The sequence below is a fragment of the Hydrogenophaga sp. SL48 genome (assembly GCF_021729865.1).
Taxonomy (GTDB): Bacteria; Pseudomonadota; Gammaproteobacteria; order Burkholderiales; family Burkholderiaceae_C; genus Hydrogenophaga.
Genome location: NZ_CP063400.1, coordinates 292,954 through 309,356, shown reverse-complemented (window position 1 = coordinate 309,356; position 16,403 = coordinate 292,954). Strand labels below are relative to the sequence as shown.

Here is a 16,403-nt window from a genome sequence, read left to right as displayed (position 1 = left end):
ATTAATAAGGGACAGATCAATATCGAGCACATCAACCTTGTTTTCATTCAACTTTCTCAAGAAGCCGAGGTGGATGAGCTGGTCTTTGCGGGGCGCCCTGCTTTGGCCGGCGTCAGGCGACGATCGGTTTGTTGCTGGAGCGAGGCCACGAATGTTGCGTCGCCCAGGGGCCAGCCGTGCCACACCGCCCGGGCCATCGCTTCGATCTGCGGCGCGGTCAGGCCCGAACGCACCAATTCGGCGTACGCGGCCTCGCGCGCAAAGGGGGTGTTCCCCAGCCGCCAGTACAGGGGGTGCGTTGCGATGCGTTTGTCGTGAAGCTGCCCGATGTGGTGGCGATGGCTGGACCATGTGAAAGAGGCGGGGTCATCCACCAGGCGCTCCCTCACCGGCTCCAGATCCATGCAGGTCATGCAGCCCAGCAGATGGCGCTCGGGCTGGATCAGGGTCGAGCGGTAGCGCCCTTCCCACAGGGTGCCGCTGCGCCCATGGCGGGTGTTGAAATACCGCACATAGCTGCGCCCCACGGCCTGCATCATCTTGGGCACCCCCTCCGCAGACTCCGGGGTGAGCAGCAGCTGGAACTGGTTGTCGGTCAACACGTAGGCGTGCATGGCCACCCGATGGCGCAAAGCCTGCTCGGCCAACATGTCCAGCAGGGTCTGCCGGTCGGCGTCGTCCCGCACCACCGGTTGGCGGTTGTTGCCACGCAGCATCACGTGATGAACCTGCCCCGCCAGGGTCAGTCGAGCCAGTCGCGCCATGAGCACCCTCTGTTGATTCCGTCCCCGATTATCGGGAGCCCGGCGGGGTCGAAAACGACCCGGTCACAGAAAACGGCTGGGCTCTCCGACGATCAGCCGGGCCAGCTCGTCCAGCAGCGCTCCGTTCAGCTGGGCCACCGGCACGCTGGTGTTGACGATCTCCATGCCCCCCACACAGCCCAGGCGGAATCTGAGTACCAGGTTGTCGTGGTCGGGCGTCACCATGACGCTGGCCCGCGCCGCCATCTCGTACTCAAAAACGATCGCCAGCAGCGCGTTGGACTCCGGGTGGCGCTGCTCCTGCCGCTCGTGAACCACATGCCCGGCGTGCAAGCGGCGCTGAACCCGCTCGAGATCGGGCGGAAAGTTCACGCTCACCTGCCCTCGAAGGGGTTCACCCTCCCGGGGGGCGAGTCGCCAGCCCAGGGCCAGGTAGTCAAAAACCTCCTGGTCCCGCAGCCGCTTCTTCCGCGCATCGAAACGGAAGTCGGTCTGCTTCATGGCGGGCCACAGGGACTTCCTGTCCAGCCCCAGTTGCACCGCAGCGGGCTCGATCACGTTGAGCTGCCGGGGCAACTCGGTGAAGTAGTTCCAGACGATCTTGCACGCCGCTTCGGTGGCGGCCATGTTGGCCTCCAGGCCCTGCTGCTGTCCGCCCTGCTCCGACTGGAGCGCCCGCGCCTGTTGCTTGAGCTGGTGAAGAAAGCTCATGGAATCGATCCCCGCATCTTGAATGTCCTGCCCTGCCGCCCGATGCAGCACGTCGGGCAGTTTATCCGTGCCGCTCAGCCGGCGGTAGACGCAGGCCGGTGGCGTCGGTTCCAGACCCGCTGCAATTGCGCAGCCAGTGCGATGCCCAGCAACGAACTGGCTCCGGTCAGCATCCACGTGCCGTGCCAACCACCCACCTGCGTGACCAGCCATGCCACGGCCGGTGGTCCCGTGAACTGACCCAGCGCGGAGAACTGCTGCATCCAGCCCACGGTGGTGGACACCGTGTCACTGCCGGGCGCCATCACGACCGCCACCCCAAACAGGGTGCCCGGAATCAGTCCGCCGAGCCCGGAGAAGGCCAGGATCGCCACGTACTGCCAGACCGGATGCCCTTGCGCACCAAAGGCCACCAGCGCACCGAGGGCCATCGCCGCATACGCCACGGCAAGCACCCACCCCGGGGGGGCGCCGCGCGCCAACCAGCGTCCACCGGCCACGTTGCCGATCATGTTGATGGCAGCGGCCAGTGCGCTGAGCCCGGCGATGGCGCCACCACCGAGACCGGCGTCGCGGTAGACCGTGGGCAGAAAACCAATGACCGCCAGCCATTGGCCCGAATACAGAAAAAATCCCAGCGCCACCAACCAAGGCCCCGGCGCGCGCAGGGTGCGGTGCAGCCTGGGCCACAGCCCCACGCCGCCCCCGCCCGACTCCAGCCGCTCCTGAGGCACTTGCCAGGCGAGCATGCCGGCCGCGCAGACACTCACCAGCGCCACAAGCACCCAGACCGCGCGCCAGCCCATCCAGGACATCGCGGGCACACCCAGCAACAGCGCCAATGCGGTCCCCAACGGCATGTACGTGCCCCACCAGCCCAGCGCGCGCGCCAGCGTGGCCGGGTCCTTCACATGCAGGCGCAGCATGCCCGGTGCAGGCAGCACCGCCAGCAAAAAACCCATGCCTTCGATCACCCGCGTGACCAACAGCACCGACACACTGGGTGCCCACGCACCCGCTCCGCTGCCAGCGGCCAGCACCAGCAGGCCGGTCAGCATGACGCGCCTGGGCCCCATGCGGTCCGCCAGCAAGCCCACCAACAATCCCAGCGACATGCCCGCGAGTTGCACCAGCGACAACAGGAAGCCTGCCTGCAACAGGCTCATCGAGAGCTCCACCTGAAGGAGCGGAATGGCCACCGGCAGCTTGCCCACATGCAGCGCACAGCTGACCCCGACGGCCAGCACCACCACCGCCACCGCGCCGGAGCGATTGACGGCCGATGGGACTTCGTGGTCTTGGACGGTCATCGATCCCTCAAGGAAACAGCACGGTGCCGCTGAGCCGCTGGTGCTCACGGATGGCGAACCGGTCGGTCATGCCCGCGATGTAATCGGCCACGACCCGGGCGCGAGCGGGTCCAGAACCCTGGCCCGGTGGCAACTCGTGTGGTTGATCCAGATAGAGCGCGAACAGCTCACTGACCACCCGCGCCGCCCGTTCCGTCGTTTCCATGACCTGCGGATGGCGGTACAGGTTGCGCAGCAAAAACGACTTGAGCACCTGGGACTGGGCTTTCATGTCGGGTGAAAACGCCACCAGCGGTGCCGTCAGAGCCCTGACATCGTCCGGGCCGTGCACACCCGACACACGGATGCACTCGCGCGTGGTGTCGATCACATCGTAGACCTGATCGCTGAGCATCAAGCGGATCGACTCGAACAACAAGCGCCGACCCTGCAGCTGCGGATAGGCCGCCAACGCCTGATCCAGGTAGCGAGCGAACAGGGGCACCTCGGCCACCTGATCCAGGCTCAGCAGCCCCGAGCGCACGCCGTCGTCGATGTCGTGCGCGTTGTAGGCGATTTCGTCAGCCAGGTTGCACAACTGCGCCTCCAGGGAAGGCGAACCACCGTGGACAAACCGCGCGGCCACAGCACTGTGATCGCTCGACAGGAGCCGCTCGGCGTTGGCGCGGGAGCAGTGCTTCAGAATCCCCTCCCGCGTTTCAAAGGTGAGGTTGAGTCCGTCAAAAGCGGGGTAGCGCTCCTCCAGCGCATCGACCACGCGCAGGCTCTGCAGGTTGTGCTCGAACCCCCATTGCCCGTCGTCCTCCGTGAATTCAGGGCGCGCAGACTTCATGGAAGCGTTCAGCGCATCCTGACCCGCGTGCCCAAACGGGGTGTGCCCGAGGTCGTGAGCCAGAGCAATTGCCTCCACCAGGTCTTCGTTGAGACAGAGTGTGCGTGCGATGCTTCTTCCGAGTTGCGCCACCTCCAGTGAGTGGGTCAGTCGCGTGCGAAACAGGTCGCCCTCGTGATTCAGGAACACCTGGGTTTTATAGACCAGTCGCCGAAACGCGGTGGAGTGGATGATGCGGTCGCGGTCGCGCTGGAACACCGATCGGGTCGGTGCGTCCGCTTCGGCAAAACGCCGACCCCGACTGTGTTCGGGCCAGCTCGCGAATGAAGCCAGGGGAGCCATCGAAGCAGGAGCTGCCTCACCCGCAGGAGGTTCATCACGCGACGTCACAGACCGCAACTCGCTGCAATCACCTCGCTCACCACGGTGTCTGGCGCCCCGCGCACCATCGCTTGCCCATGCCCGTCGATCAGCACAAACTTGATCTCGCCCGATTCGGATTTTTTGTCCATCCGCATCAGTGAAAGGTAGCGCGCCCCGTTGTCTGAGGCATCCAGGACGGGTGCTTGAACTGGAAGACCCGCACGCTCCACGAGGGTGGTGATCCGTTGAAGAAAGTCGCTGTTCACCAAGCCCAGGCGCATCGACAAACGCGTTGCCATGACCATGCCGCAACCCACCGCTTCACCGTGCAGCCACACGCCGTACCCCATGCCCGCCTCGATGGCATGACCAAAGGTGTGACCGAAGTTGAGGATGGCCCGCAAACCGGATTCACGTTCGTCCTGCCCCACCACGTGCGCCTTGATCTCGCAGCTGCGACCCACCGCGTGGGCCAGCGCACCGGAATCGCGCGCCCTGAGGGCATCCATGTTTTGCTCGATCCAGTCGAGAAATGCCATGTCGGCGATCGGTCCGTACTTGATGACCTCGGCCAGCCCCGCACTCAACTCCCGCTCAGGCAAGGTATCGAGTGTCTGCAGATCGCAAATCACCCGCTGCGGCTGGTAAAACGCGCCGATCATGTTTTTTCCAAGCGGATGGTTGATCGCGGTCTTGCCACCCACGGAGGAATCCACCTGTGCCAACAGTGTCGTCGGCACCTGAACGAAGGGCACGCCCCGCATGAACGACGCCGCTGCAAATCCGGTCATGTCGCCCACCACGCCGCCACCCAACGCAAACAGCACGGTCTTCCGGTCGCAACCGAGTGACAGCAGCGCGTCAAAGATCAGGTTCAGCGACTCCCAGGTCTTGTGAGCCTCACCATCAGGAAGCAACACACTGAACACCTGCCGGTAGTGAGGCGCAAGCGACTTCTTCAACCGCTCAAGATACAGGGGCGCAACCGTCTCGTTGCTGACCACCAGGGCAGAGGATCCCTGCGGAAGCGCGTAGTCAGGAGGAATGTCCAGAAGGCCGTGGCCGATGTCAATGAGGTAGCTACGGTCAGCCAACGCAATGGGGACTTGATGGAGCGGCGGCAATGATGAGAGGTCGTTCATGTCGACAAGTTTAGAGCCTCGCTCATCGGGCGCCGGAAAACGGCGCCTCAAACATGCGCATCGCCCCTCAACCTCTATGACTGCAAATGCCCCGACAGCTCCAGCTGCATGACGATCATGTTGACCAAGGTGGCCACCGAAGGTCGGCCCGTCTCGATCACATAGTGGGCTGCTTCCTTGTAAAGAGGATCGCGCGCTGCGTACAAGTCCCTCAGACGTTGCAGAGGATCCGCGACTTGCAACAAAGGTCGATTTCGGTCGTGCCGCAATCGCCGGAACACCTCCTCTGGCGAAGACCTCAGATACACCACGCGGCAACGACCATGCAGATGATGTCGATTCGCAGGCCGGAGCACCGAGCCACCACCGGTCGACAACACAGAATCGGAACCTTGAGTCAGCTCATCGATCACGGATTCCTCGACGTCGCGAAAACGCTCTTCGCCCTCACGCTCGAAAAACTCACGTATGGAACATCCCAGTCGCTGCTCGATCACCTGATCGGAGTCCAGAAACGAAAAAGACAGTCGGCGCGCCAATTGGCGACCGACTGTCGATTTCCCGGAACCCGGCAAACCCACCAGAGCAATATTAGACAAACGAAGAGCAGTAAACAAAAACCGATAAGCCTGAGAGATTCAAGCAGCGCGCGCCAATCGAAAGGGGGCAAAACAAATCACCACCAAGCATGATCGTCCCCCGGAACGCACCCAATTTATAGAGCCGGCTCCTCTTCCTCTGCGTCTGGCTGCTCGCTCTCAACCGTGTATTCAACAGTAACAATGCGAGAATGATAGTCAAGCACGGTAACGATAAAAGGGTCCCCACAGCCGCCCCTGGGCCTGGCTGAAAACTTGGGATCTTTACCAGATACTTCAGTTTTATCAACAGTCAGGCCATCCGGGAATGCGTTGACAATCCGAAAAGGGGCCTGACCACCTATGATCGTGAAAACGGTCGCAGCGCTGGAGGCCGCACCCGAGCAATCCCCCTTCACCGGAGATACAACCGTCAACGTTACCTCTTTGGGAGATACTGTGAACTCAGTTGAATCACCTGCTATGTCACCGCCACCTCCGCAAGAGGCCAGTGCAAAAACGGACACCAATCCAATCAACGAACGTCCAACCATGGAAATCATTCCAGCACTCCTGTACTTCAAAATATTCAACGACGGGCCACGTCACCACTGCTGATGGAACGGGGTGTCAGGAAGATCAACAATTCAGTCTTGTTGGTTGAATTGTTTTTGTTCTTGAACAAATTCCCCAGGATGGGGATATCACCCAGAAGAGGAACTTTGGTCACCGTATCGCGGGATTCTTCAGAAAAAATACCACCGATCACCACCGTGCCACCATTTTCGACCAACACCTGGGTCTGCACGTGTTTGGTGTCAATGGCAATACCCGCAGCAGTGGTCTCACCTCGACTGTCTTTGTTGATGTCCACATCCAGGATGATTCCGCCTTCCGGCGTAATTTGAGGGGTCACTTCCAGCTTGAGGTTGGCCTTGCGGAATGCAACAGCCGTTGCACCACTCGAAGTGGCCGTTTGGTAGGGGAACTCGGTACCTTGCTCGATCAGCGCTTTCACCTGATCAGCAGTGACAACGCGAGGGCTTGAAACGATTTTCCCTCGGCCGTCGGCCTCCAATGCAGAAATTTCCAGATTCAAGAACCGATTTGCTGCCGAACTGAACAACGAAACAGCAAACGCGGCTGGCAGGAAACCACCAACACCGGAAGAAGGCAAATTCACAAAACTGGTGTTCGTCGTGTCCATTGTATTGACCGACTCAGTTGTCGTACTGGACACTGCATTGTAGCTGCCACCAATGGCGACCCGGTTTGCCCCTGCCGCAGGGTATCCAGCCTCCCCTCCACGCACACCGCGCAAATCAGATCCGCCCAGACGGGCGCCGAGAGAGCGGCCAAATGAATCACTGGCCTCAACGATTCTCGCTTCGATCAGTACCTGTCGAACGGGGATATCGAGTTTGGCGATCAACTGCTGAACCTGCTCCAACTTGGAGGGAATATCGGTGACGAACAGCTGATTGGTGCGTGGCTCAGCGATCACGCTTCCTCTGAGCGACAATATTCTCGCGCTGCTCCCGCTCTGAGCCGCCCCTCCAGATCCACCGCTTGTGATTTGCGCTGCAATTTCACTGGCCTTGGCGTAATTCATCTGAAAGCCCTGGGTACGCAAGGTTTCAAGGCTTTCAACCGAAGCTTTGGCTTCCAGCTCTTGCTTCTCCCGAGCAGCGATCTCATCCTTGGGGGCAATCCAAAGAACATTGCCGCTCTTGCGCATACCAAGACCTTTGGCCTGCAGAATGATGTCCAACGCCTGATCCCAGGGAACATCTTTCAGTCGCAAGGTCACCGCCCCAGTCACAGAGTCGGATGTAACAATGTTGAAGTTGGTGAAATCAGCAATCACCTGCAGCAGGGATCGAACCTCAATATTCTGAAAATTGAGGGAAAGCTTTTCACCGTTGTAGCCAGGACCTTGGGTCAATTTTGAGGCGTCAATTTTTTGCTCTCTAACTTCCAGCACAAACTGATTGTCGCTCTGATACGCAGAATGCTCCCAGTTGCCGGTCGGAGTGACCAACATGCGCACACGATCTCCCACCTGACTGGTCACGACCGTCTGCACTGGTGTGCCGAAATCAGACACGTCCAGCCTCCTGCGCAAGCCTTCAGGCAGGGACGTTTTGAGGAAATCAACGACCAGGTCCTTGCCTTGCTGTCGAATGTCCACGCCGGTCTGATTGTTGGCCAAGTCGACGACCACCCGCCCAGAGTTCCCCACGCCTCGCCGGAAATCCACATCCTTCAATGCCGTGGTATCGCTCACAATACTGGTTGAAAAAGTGGAAGCTTGCATTCCGGTCGCAGGAGTGGCGACCGCAGCGCCAGCCCCGTTCTCCAACACCAACAAAAGCGATTTACCTTCCAGCTTTGCTTGGTAGGCAGAAGGTTGACTCAAGTTAATGACCACCCTCGTCCGATCACCGGCTTGAACGACATTCGCTGAACGAATATTCCCCTGTCCAATCTCGACAGAACTGCGACCAATGCCATTCACCACGCCAGGAAAGTCCAAAGCGATACGGGCTGGTGTTTGAATGGTGAACCCTGCAGGAACGGCTTGAAGCGGTTCAGACATCTCGATCCGGATCACATCCACTCCGGACTGGACACTCCCTGTCAACGACTGGATGGCATTTTGAGCTTGCGCAAGCCAGCTCGCCAGAGCCAGTCCCACGAATATGGAAAAGTTGCGGGTGTTTCTTGAGTTCATATTGAGAACCTTCACCTGAAGCGTTTTACTCATTTAGACGTTTCCTCTTGTAGTTGCAACGCCGCGGGACGTTCTATCCATTCACCTGTAGCATCCTGCACAATTTCACGCAAGACAATTTGGTTCTCATCGATCTTGACAATTCGCCCATAGTTCTGCCCAAGGTACCCGCCCGCCACAACCTGATACAGGAGCGAGTCCACCTTCACCAGAGCAACCAGCTGACCTTTTCGATTGAGAATGCCCACCATCGACATCGCATCAAGGGGAAAAGCCTCCAGAGGTTGCTTTCGCCTGTTCAATTCAGGTTCAATCAAGGCGGATTTTTCAGCAGACAGTGACTGCCCGCTTTTCAGTATGCTCACCAGCTTTTCGTTGCTAAAGGGCTCAAGAAATCGCTCGCCAGCATAAGAATGCGGCAGAAACTTGGAAGGCTCAGGAATGGGCTTCACATCTGGTCGTATCGAATTGCGCTCACTCTGCATCCACGCGCTCAATTCCTGTTGTTCAGAGCCGGAGCAGCCGAAGAGAAATGAAAGCACAGTGATACTGAAAAAAGTACGAGAAAAGGCGTTCATTTGGCGGCTCCGGCAGGAGATTTTGCAGCACCGGTTTTTTTGCCAGCAACGGCCTTTTTCTGCTGAACAATCTCTTCTTGATCCAGGTATCTGAATGTTTTCGCCGTGCAATCCAATGTCAAAAATCCTTCCCTGTCCTTCACCGGAACAATCGCAAGGTTGTTCAGCGTGACGATGCGAGACAGATTGGCAATGTCTGCAGCAAAAAGACCGATGTCATGGTACCCGCCAGTCACCTTTACCGTGATCGGAAGTTCAGCGTAGTACTCCTTTACGGACACCTGACCGGGCCGGAACAATTCAAACTGCAAACTTCTGCCAAGGCCAGCCTGATTGATATCAGACAACAGAGCATCCATTTCAGCTTTGCTTGGCAATTGCTTCTCGAGCTGGCTGACGTACTGCTGAACCTGCTCCAACTGCTTTTTCAAGGCATCAAGATTGACCGCTTGAACCAGTTTTTTTCTATAGTCTTCCCTGAGCTGTTGCTCTTGCGCTTGCTCGGCGAGCAGTTCTTCATCAACGCTCTTCAGCCATGCGAACCAGAGTCCTGCTATCACAGCAATGCAAACGACCAAAAAGAGTGCATTTCGGGGCAATGATGGCCACTGGGATGGATCATTCGGATCCAATCCGGAGAACTGCGATTTGATCTTGTCCTGAAGCGACTTAAAATCAACGTTGATTTTTGGAGACTTGGCCATGTTTATCTGAATCTCCAATCAAACCTTGCCTGGAGCCGTTGGCGCAACTGGACCCGCAGGCTGTGCACCTGTGGGTTTGGTGGCACTGCTGGATGGACGGTTCAAGTTCGCACGGATCGTGAAGTTAGATACACGACGCTGCTCCCGATTGGAGACAGACGCTTTGGCCGCAACGATTTCCACCAACTCGGGCTTCACCAACCACTCGGTCTTGGTAGACAAACTTCTGAGCAAATCAGACACGCGCTCCTGCGACTGAGCCACGCCCGTCAGCAAAACACTTTGGTTCTCCTGCTTCATGCTTCTCAAGTAGATGCCATCTGGCAGCTCGCTCACCAGTTCTTCCAGAAGATGCACGGGCATGTTGCGGTCCGCCTGAAGATCTTCAACCGCAGTCTGACGTGCACGCAGCGAAGCAATTTCTGCCTGGAGGCCTGCAATGTCCTTGATTTCCGCATCCAAACGAGCCGTTTCTTTCTTCAGGAACGCATTTCGCTCTTGCTGCTCAGCGATTTGTCCTTGGTACCAGGTGAACACCGCTCCGCAAATGATGCCGCCCAGCAGCGCCGAGAGGCCAAGTTGCGTGAAGAACTGCTCTTTCTGCTTCTTTCGGGAAGCCTCGCGGTGAGGCAAAAGGTTGATCAAAATCATTGGTAGAACCTCCGCAAGGCCAACCCGGTGGAGGTGAGATAAGACGGCGCTTCACGAGCAATTTTTCGTGCTTGCACACTGGCCGCCATCTCCATACCATCAAACGGATTCACAACCATGCAGGCGAATGACGTCTGATGGGTCACCGCCTCCGTCAGCCCAGGAAGTGCTGCACTGCCACCAGCGAGCAAAATGTGATCCACCTTGTTGTACGGTGTGCTGGTAAAGAAGAATTGAAGTGCCCTGCCCACCTCTTGGGCCATGCTTTCAATAAACGGCTCGAGTACGGAAGCCCGGTAATCGTCCGGCAGGTCACCTGAACGTTTTTTTGCTTCGGCTTCGTCAGCAGAGAAACCATATTGCCTGACGATCAGCTGGGTCAGTTGAGCACCACCAAACGCTTGATCACGCTCATAAAGCACATCATCGTTGCGCATGACTTGCATGCTGGTGGTCACGGCGCCGACTTCGAACAAGGCCACAAGCGAGTCCACGCCCTGATTGGGAAGCGTTTCAATCACGCGACCGGCAGCCATGCGCGAGGCATAAGGCTCCACATCCATGATGACGGGCTTCAAACCTGCGGCTTCAGCCAGGCCTTGGCGATCGGAGACTTTCTCCTTGCGAGAGGCTGCGATCAGCACTTCGGAGTCACCCACAGAGTTCGCGCTAGGGCCAATGACGCAGAAGTCCAGACTCACCTCATCCAGGGAAAACGGGATGTACTGATTGGCTTCGGACTCCACCTGAGCTTCCAGCTCTTTGTCCGTCAACCCGCCAGGCAGCACAATCTTCTTGGTGATCACGGCTGATGCGGGCAGCGCCATCGCCACGTTTCTCGTCTTGCTGCCGCTCTTGCGAACCACGCGTCGGACCGCCTCCGCGACCTCGTCGAACTTTTCGATGTTGCCGTCGGTGATCCATCCGCGCTCCAGTGGTTCGATGGCACAACGTTCGAGCACCAAATCTCCAGTGCGGTTGCGACTGAGTTCAACCAGCTTCACGCTGGATGAACTTACATCGATGCCCAACAACGGTGCCGTATCCCGGCTAAAAAACGACCCCAATGAGATCAAGGTGACCCCCAGATATGGTTACGCCGCAGGGCGCCAGACTTAAGAATTCACTTGAATGCTAGCAGCAAGCCCCTTGTGCAGCAAAGAATTTATACATCTGGCACAAAGGGAAGCGTTGTCAAAAGCATACGCAAAAACCTGGTCTCGGCGCCTTGCACGCCATGCCTGCCCGGAAGAACCACACAACAACTCACAATATGGACACCGTTCCCGGGCGTGCACGCAACAGGGCCATTTTTATAATCTCCTACTTTCGCTCGAACTGAACGCATGGCCCAAGATGACGACGACGCTCCCAGAAACGCCGGTAGCATCGCTCTAAAAACCCGCAGTGCTCTTGGGTGGACCGCCAAGGTGATGCTTGGGGTCGCCGGTCTTTTTCTGGCTGGCCTGGCGATGATCCTGATGGGGATTGGGCTGGCGCTGGCGGTGGCTTACCCCAACCTGCCGGATGTGGCTGACCTGGCCGACTACAGACCCAAACTTCCCTTGCGGGTTCTGACCCACGACGGTCAGCTCATCGGGGAGTTTGGCGAGGAGCGTCGCAACTTTCTGACCATTCGGGAAATCCCCGACGTGATGAAGAACGCTGTGCTGGCGATCGAGGATGCACGGTTCTTCGAACACAGTGGTGTGGACTATCGCGGGATGATGCGTGCCGCGCTGGCGAACCTTGGCCAGGCAAAAAGCCAAGGCGCTTCCACGATCACGATGCAGGTGGCGCGCAATGTGTACCTCTCGGCCGAGAAAAGCTACACCAGAAAGATCTATGAGGTGCTCCTCACGTTCAAGCTGGAGCATTTGCTGAGCAAGGAGCAGATTCTTGAGATCTACATGAACCAGATTTTTCTGGGTCAGCGCGCCTACGGTTTTTCCACTGCGGCCCAGACGTACTTTGGAAAACAGCTGAAGGACGTCACGATCGCGGAGGCGGCCATGCTGGCAGGGCTGCCCAAAGCGCCGTCCGCCTACAACCCCATCAGCAACCCGAAGCGTGCCAGGGCGCGTCAGCTCTACATCATTGAGCGCATGGAGGCCAACGGGTTCATCACACCAGATCAGGCCGGTGAGGCCAAGCGGGAAGAACTGAAACTGCGACCTGCACACACCCCAACCCAGGTGCATGCGGAATATGTGGCAGAGATGGTCCGCCAATCCATGGTGGCCCAGTATGGAGATGAGGCTTACACGCGAGGACTGGTCGTCACCACCAGCCTGAGGGCCAACGAACAGGAGGCGGCCTACCGGGCCCTGCGCCATGGCATCCTCGACTACGAACGCCGACAGGTGTACAGAGGTCCCGAGCTGTTCATCACCCTGCCGGCGGACAGAGCAGCACGTGATGAGGCGATCGATGAAGCGTTGGCCGAACGACCCGACAATGACGATCTCTTCGCTGCCGTGGTTCTGGAGGCCAGTCCCCGCAAGGTGATCGCCATTCGTCAGGACGGTGATCCCCTGGAAATCACCGGTGAAGGCTTGCGTCCTGCCATGTCCGGGCTGAGCGAAAAAGCGGGGCCCAACATCAAGATCAGGCGTGGTGCCGTGATCCGCGTGATCAAAACCGGCCCTGCTGCGTGGCGCATCAGCCAGCTGCCCGAGGTCGAGTCGGCTTTTGTGGCAATGGACCCCCGCAACGGTGCGGTGCGGGCGCTTGTGGGAGGGTTTGATTTCCAGAAAAACAAGTTCAACCATGTCACTCAGGCATGGCGCCAACCAGGCTCCAGCTTCAAACCGTTTGTTTACTCCGCTGCGCTGGAAAAGGGCTTGACGCCCACCACAGTCGTCAACGACGCGCCTCTCTTCTACACCGCCGCTGAAACCGGAGGAAAGCCTTGGGAACCCAAGAACTACGACGGCCAGTTCGAAGGCCCTATGTCGATACGGCGCGCCTTGGCCAAGTCCAAGAACATGGTTTCCATTCGGGTTTTGCAGTTGGTCGGCACCCAAAGTGCGCAAGACTGGATCACCCGTTTTGGTTTTGATGCCGACAAACACCCACCTTACCTCACCATGGCGCTCGGCGCTGGCGCGGTCACACCCCTGCAAATGGCCAGTGGATATGCGGTGTTCGCCAATGGCGGATACCGTGTGACGCCATCGCTGATCACGCGGGTGGTTGAGCAGAAAGGGCGCGTGTTGTTTGAGGACTCTGCGGCTGAGCCACCGGAGTCACAGCGCGCCATCGACGCTCGAAACGCCTTCCTGATGAGCAGTCTGTTGCAGGAAATCACCCGATCGGGTACGGCTGCGCGGGCGCAAGCCACGCTGAAACGGCCCGATCTTTACGGGAAAACCGGCACCACCAATGATTCGGTCGATGCCTGGTTTGTCGGTTTCCAGCCCACAGTGGTGGCCGCAGCCTGGGTGGGATACGACACGCCACGCAATCTGGGCAGCCGCGAAACCGGTGGTGGTTTGAGCCTCCCAATCTGGATCGCCTACATGTCCGAAGCACTCAAGGGTGTCCCTGTGGCAGAGCTCACCGCACCGCCAGGGGTCATCCATGTGGGGAACGAGTGGTACTACGAAGAATTCGGGCCCGGACGTGGCGTGCGTGGCCTCGGACTGAACGACCCCTGGCCAGGCGCCCAAAACAATGAAGCTGAGACAGCGGCCCCTGCTCTTGGCGAGAGCACCGACCCCGCATCTGATCACGAGGACCGGCGCAGTATCCTGGACCTGTTCAGGAACTGAAAGTCAACGGGAGACCCGCCTGCTCGGTCGCGCAGCGGGACAGGTGGGCAAAGAACTCGCCTTGCCCCTTGGTGTCGCTCCAGGTTGTGCCGTCATATCGGTAATGGAACCCACCTGCGCGAGCAGCCATCCAAACCTCTTGCAGGGGCTTCTGGAGGTTGATGATGATCTGGCTGCGGTTGGCGAAGGTCAGCGTCACCATGCCGCCGACGCGCTGGTTGTCGATGTCCGCATCGCCATCGTCGTTGATCCGGTCGCAAGACAGTTCAATGGCCCGAAGCAGCGCCTCGGCGCGATCCAAATACTCGGTGTCGGTCATTACAATGCCATCACTATGTTGAAGAAACCCATTCTAGGTGGCTTGTTCTCCCGACCCACAGTGGGGAGTGGCATTGTCCTGCTGGCCGCTGCGCTGATGGCTTCGGGATGTGGGCAAAAAGGTCCTTTGTACCTGCCACCCCCTGCCTCAGCTGCGGCACCACGGCCAACGGCAACTCCGGCTGTGCCGCCCTTGGCGTCACCGTCCGCAGTGGACCCCACCCAATCTCCCAACAGCGGGACGGCGCGCTGATCCTCGAGCGGTATGCCTCGGCAAGCGTGATCGATCACCCCCATGTGACATTTCGCTCAGGGACGCCAACGACGCCATAGGCGCCAACCCAGCAACACGGCCAGCAGCGCGGCATACACAGCAACTTCGCCAAAGTTGTTCTTGCTCGCGCGCATCCAGAAAAAGTGCAGGATGGCCAGCGCCGCAACGGCGTACACCGCGCGGTGCAACATCTGCCAGCGCTTGGCACCCATGGCACGCATGGCGCGGTTGAACGAGGTCGCGGTCAATGCCAGCAGCAACAGCCAGGCCAGCGTCCCCACCAGAATGAACGGGCGCTTGGGCACGTCGGCCAGAACCGCCGCCCAATCGAAGCCTTGGTCAAACCAGACATAGGCCAGCCAGTGCAGACTGGCGTAAAAAAACACGAACAGTCCGAGCATGCGGCGCAAGCGCGCCAACGCGGGCACGCCCAGAACCACGCGGACCGGGGTGATGGCCAGCACCAGCACGAGTGCACGCAGTGTCCAGTCGCCCAGAGAGCGGATCAAAGCCTCTGCGGGGTTGGCGCCAAGCCGGTCGGCCACCACCGCCCAGACCAACCAAGCCAAGGGCAACAGGCACAGCACGAACACCGCTGGTTTGACCGCCCGGTGGCTCAACCAGCGCATCAAAAGAATTTCTTGAGGTCCATGCCAGCGTACAGGGAGCCCACCTGGGTTTCGTAGCCATTGAAGCGTTCGGTCTTGCGGCGCTTCGCCAGCAAACCGCCCTCCTCTCCAATGCGGCGCTCGGTGGCCTGGCTCCAGCGCGGGTGCGGCACATCGGGATTGACATTGGAGTAGAAGCCGTATTCCTGCGCTGCGGCAATGTTCCACGCGGTCTTCGGCTCCTTCTCCACAAAACGGATCTTGACCAGCGACTTGCCGCTCTTGAAACCGTATTTCCACGGCACCACCAACCTCACCGGCGCACCGTTCTGGTTCGGCAGCACTTCGCCATACATGCCAAAGGCGAGCATCGTGAGCGGATGGCGCGCTTCGTCCATGCGCAAGCCCTCGACATAGGGCCAGAGCAGCACGTTGGATGTCACCCCGGGCATCGTCTTGGGATCGGCCAGCGTCACGAATTCCACGTACTTGGCGCTGCCCTGCGGCTCGACCTGCCGAATGAGTTCGGCCAGCGAAAAGCCGACCCACGGAATCACCATGGACCAGCCCTCGACGCAGCGCAGGCGGTAGATGCGCTCCTCCATCGTGGCCAGCTTCATGAGGTCATCGATGCCGTAGGTGCGCGGCTTGTTCACCAACCCTTCCACCGACACCGTCCAGGGACGTGGTTTGAGTGTGTGGGCGTAGGCCGCTGGATCGGTCTTGTCGGTACCGAACTCGTAGAAGTTGTTGTACGAGCTGGCGTCTTTGTATTCGGTGATCTTTTCGATCGTTTGCGCGCCCGGCACGCCGGAGCGCACCGAAGGCAGGGGCAACAGCCGGCCGGGACGGGCCACCGCCGCCTGGGCCAGTGCGTCACGCGAAGCCCAACCCGCCAGGGCGGCGCCCCCCGCACCCAGCGCCATGCGCTGCATCCACGCCCGGCGGTCCAGGTAAGCGCTGCGTGGCGTGATCTCGCTGGGGATGGGGTGCTGGAATCCTGAGTCGCCGGAACGGATGATCATGTGAGGCTCCTTGTTTCACAGCTGTCGTTTGAAGTCCG

At 59.3% G+C, this 16,403-nt stretch carries 17 protein-coding genes; 2 read left to right on the top strand and 15 right to left on the bottom strand.

The features are described 5' to 3' along the window. Nucleotides 1–56: 56 nt before the first annotated feature. The 12 genes from IM738_RS01410 to IM738_RS01355 form a co-directional block, all read right to left on the bottom strand. Nucleotides 57–764 carry a transposase gene (locus tag IM738_RS01410; RefSeq protein WP_236964124.1) on the bottom strand — a complete coding sequence of 236 codons (708 nt, stop codon included), beginning with the start codon at nucleotides 762–764 and terminating at the stop codon, nucleotides 57–59. 63 nt (nucleotides 765–827) lie between these two features. Continuing rightward, the gene (locus IM738_RS01405) at nucleotides 828–1,475 is read right to left on the bottom strand and encodes a hypothetical protein (RefSeq protein WP_236964123.1); all 648 of its coding nucleotides are present in this window, start codon (nucleotides 1,473–1,475) and stop codon (nucleotides 828–830) included. Nucleotides 1,476–1,549: 74 nt separating this feature from the next. Then, nucleotides 1,550–2,785: an MFS transporter gene (locus IM738_RS01400; protein ID WP_236964122.1), complete on the bottom strand. Its 1,236-nt coding sequence runs from the start codon at nucleotides 2,783–2,785 to the stop codon at nucleotides 1,550–1,552. Nucleotides 2,786–2,792: 7 nt separating this feature from the next. Further along, nucleotides 2,793–3,959 (bottom strand): deoxyguanosinetriphosphate triphosphohydrolase, encoded by a 1,167-nt coding sequence (locus tag IM738_RS01395; RefSeq protein WP_236964121.1) that lies wholly within the window; start codon nucleotides 3,957–3,959, stop codon nucleotides 2,793–2,795. A gap of 44 nt (nucleotides 3,960–4,003) precedes the next feature. Then, the gene (aroB, locus tag IM738_RS01390) at nucleotides 4,004–5,122 is read right to left on the bottom strand and encodes a 3-dehydroquinate synthase (protein WP_236964120.1); all 1,119 of its coding nucleotides are present in this window, start codon (nucleotides 5,120–5,122) and stop codon (nucleotides 4,004–4,006) included. Nucleotides 5,123–5,196: 74 nt separating this feature from the next. Next, nucleotides 5,197–5,703 carry a shikimate kinase gene (locus IM738_RS01385; protein WP_236964119.1) on the bottom strand — a complete coding sequence of 169 codons (507 nt, stop codon included), beginning with the start codon at nucleotides 5,701–5,703 and terminating at the stop codon, nucleotides 5,197–5,199. Nucleotides 5,704–5,837: 134 nt separating this feature from the next. Next, on the bottom strand, nucleotides 5,838–6,263 hold the full coding sequence (locus IM738_RS01380; protein WP_236964118.1) for a hypothetical protein: 426 nt from the start codon (nucleotides 6,261–6,263) through the stop codon (nucleotides 5,838–5,840). Between the two features lie 26 nt (nucleotides 6,264–6,289). Beyond that, entirely contained in the window at nucleotides 6,290–8,467 is a 2,178-nt protein-coding gene (gene pilQ, locus IM738_RS01375) for a type IV pilus secretin PilQ (RefSeq protein ID WP_442908481.1), read from the bottom strand. Further along, nucleotides 8,464–9,012 carry a pilus assembly protein PilP gene (locus IM738_RS01370; protein ID WP_236964117.1) on the bottom strand — a complete coding sequence of 183 codons (549 nt, stop codon included), beginning with the start codon at nucleotides 9,010–9,012 and terminating at the stop codon, nucleotides 8,464–8,466. The genes pilQ and IM738_RS01370 overlap by 4 nt, the downstream gene beginning before the upstream one ends. Continuing rightward, the gene (locus IM738_RS01365) at nucleotides 9,009–9,716 is read right to left on the bottom strand and encodes a type 4a pilus biogenesis protein PilO (RefSeq protein ID WP_236964116.1); all 708 of its coding nucleotides are present in this window, start codon (nucleotides 9,714–9,716) and stop codon (nucleotides 9,009–9,011) included. The genes IM738_RS01370 and IM738_RS01365 overlap by 4 nt, the downstream gene beginning before the upstream one ends. 18 nt (nucleotides 9,717–9,734) lie before the next feature. Then, on the bottom strand, nucleotides 9,735–10,367 hold the full coding sequence (locus IM738_RS01360) for a PilN domain-containing protein (protein ID WP_236964115.1): 633 nt from the start codon (nucleotides 10,365–10,367) through the stop codon (nucleotides 9,735–9,737). After that, complete coding sequence (locus IM738_RS01355; RefSeq protein WP_236964114.1) at nucleotides 10,364–11,443, bottom strand: pilus assembly protein PilM; 1,080 nt, start codon at nucleotides 11,441–11,443, stop codon at nucleotides 10,364–10,366. Before IM738_RS01355 ends, IM738_RS01360 begins: the two co-directional genes overlap by 4 nt. Nucleotides 11,444–11,713: 270 nt before the next feature. Here IM738_RS01355 and IM738_RS01350 point away from each other — a divergent pair, with 270 nt between their 5' ends. Further along, on the top strand, nucleotides 11,714–14,140 hold the full coding sequence (locus IM738_RS01350; RefSeq protein ID WP_442908480.1) for a penicillin-binding protein 1A: 2,427 nt from the start codon (nucleotides 11,714–11,716) through the stop codon (nucleotides 14,138–14,140). Here the strand turns inward: IM738_RS01350 and cyaY are convergent. Further along, nucleotides 14,130–14,459: an iron donor protein CyaY gene (cyaY, locus tag IM738_RS01345; protein WP_236964113.1), complete on the bottom strand. Its 330-nt coding sequence runs from the start codon at nucleotides 14,457–14,459 to the stop codon at nucleotides 14,130–14,132. The two genes, IM738_RS01350 and cyaY, sit on opposite strands and share 11 nt — an antisense overlap. A gap of 15 nt (nucleotides 14,460–14,474) precedes the next feature. On the opposite strand from cyaY, the gene lptM reads away from it, so the two are divergent. Further along, nucleotides 14,475–14,711, top strand: a complete 237-nt coding sequence (gene lptM / locus IM738_RS01340) for an LPS translocon maturation chaperone LptM (protein WP_272907755.1) — start codon at nucleotides 14,475–14,477, stop codon at nucleotides 14,709–14,711. Between the two features lie 56 nt (nucleotides 14,712–14,767). Here lptM and IM738_RS01335 read toward each other — a convergent pair whose 3' ends face one another. Beyond that, a complete protein-coding gene (locus IM738_RS01335) occupies nucleotides 14,768–15,361 on the bottom strand; it encodes a sulfite oxidase heme-binding subunit YedZ (RefSeq protein ID WP_236964112.1) in 594 nt (197 codons plus the stop codon). Further along, the gene (gene msrP, locus IM738_RS01330) at nucleotides 15,361–16,365 is read right to left on the bottom strand and encodes a protein-methionine-sulfoxide reductase catalytic subunit MsrP (RefSeq protein ID WP_236964111.1); all 1,005 of its coding nucleotides are present in this window, start codon (nucleotides 16,363–16,365) and stop codon (nucleotides 15,361–15,363) included. Before msrP ends, IM738_RS01335 begins: the two co-directional genes overlap by 1 nt. Between the last annotated feature and the right edge of the window lie 38 nt (nucleotides 16,366–16,403).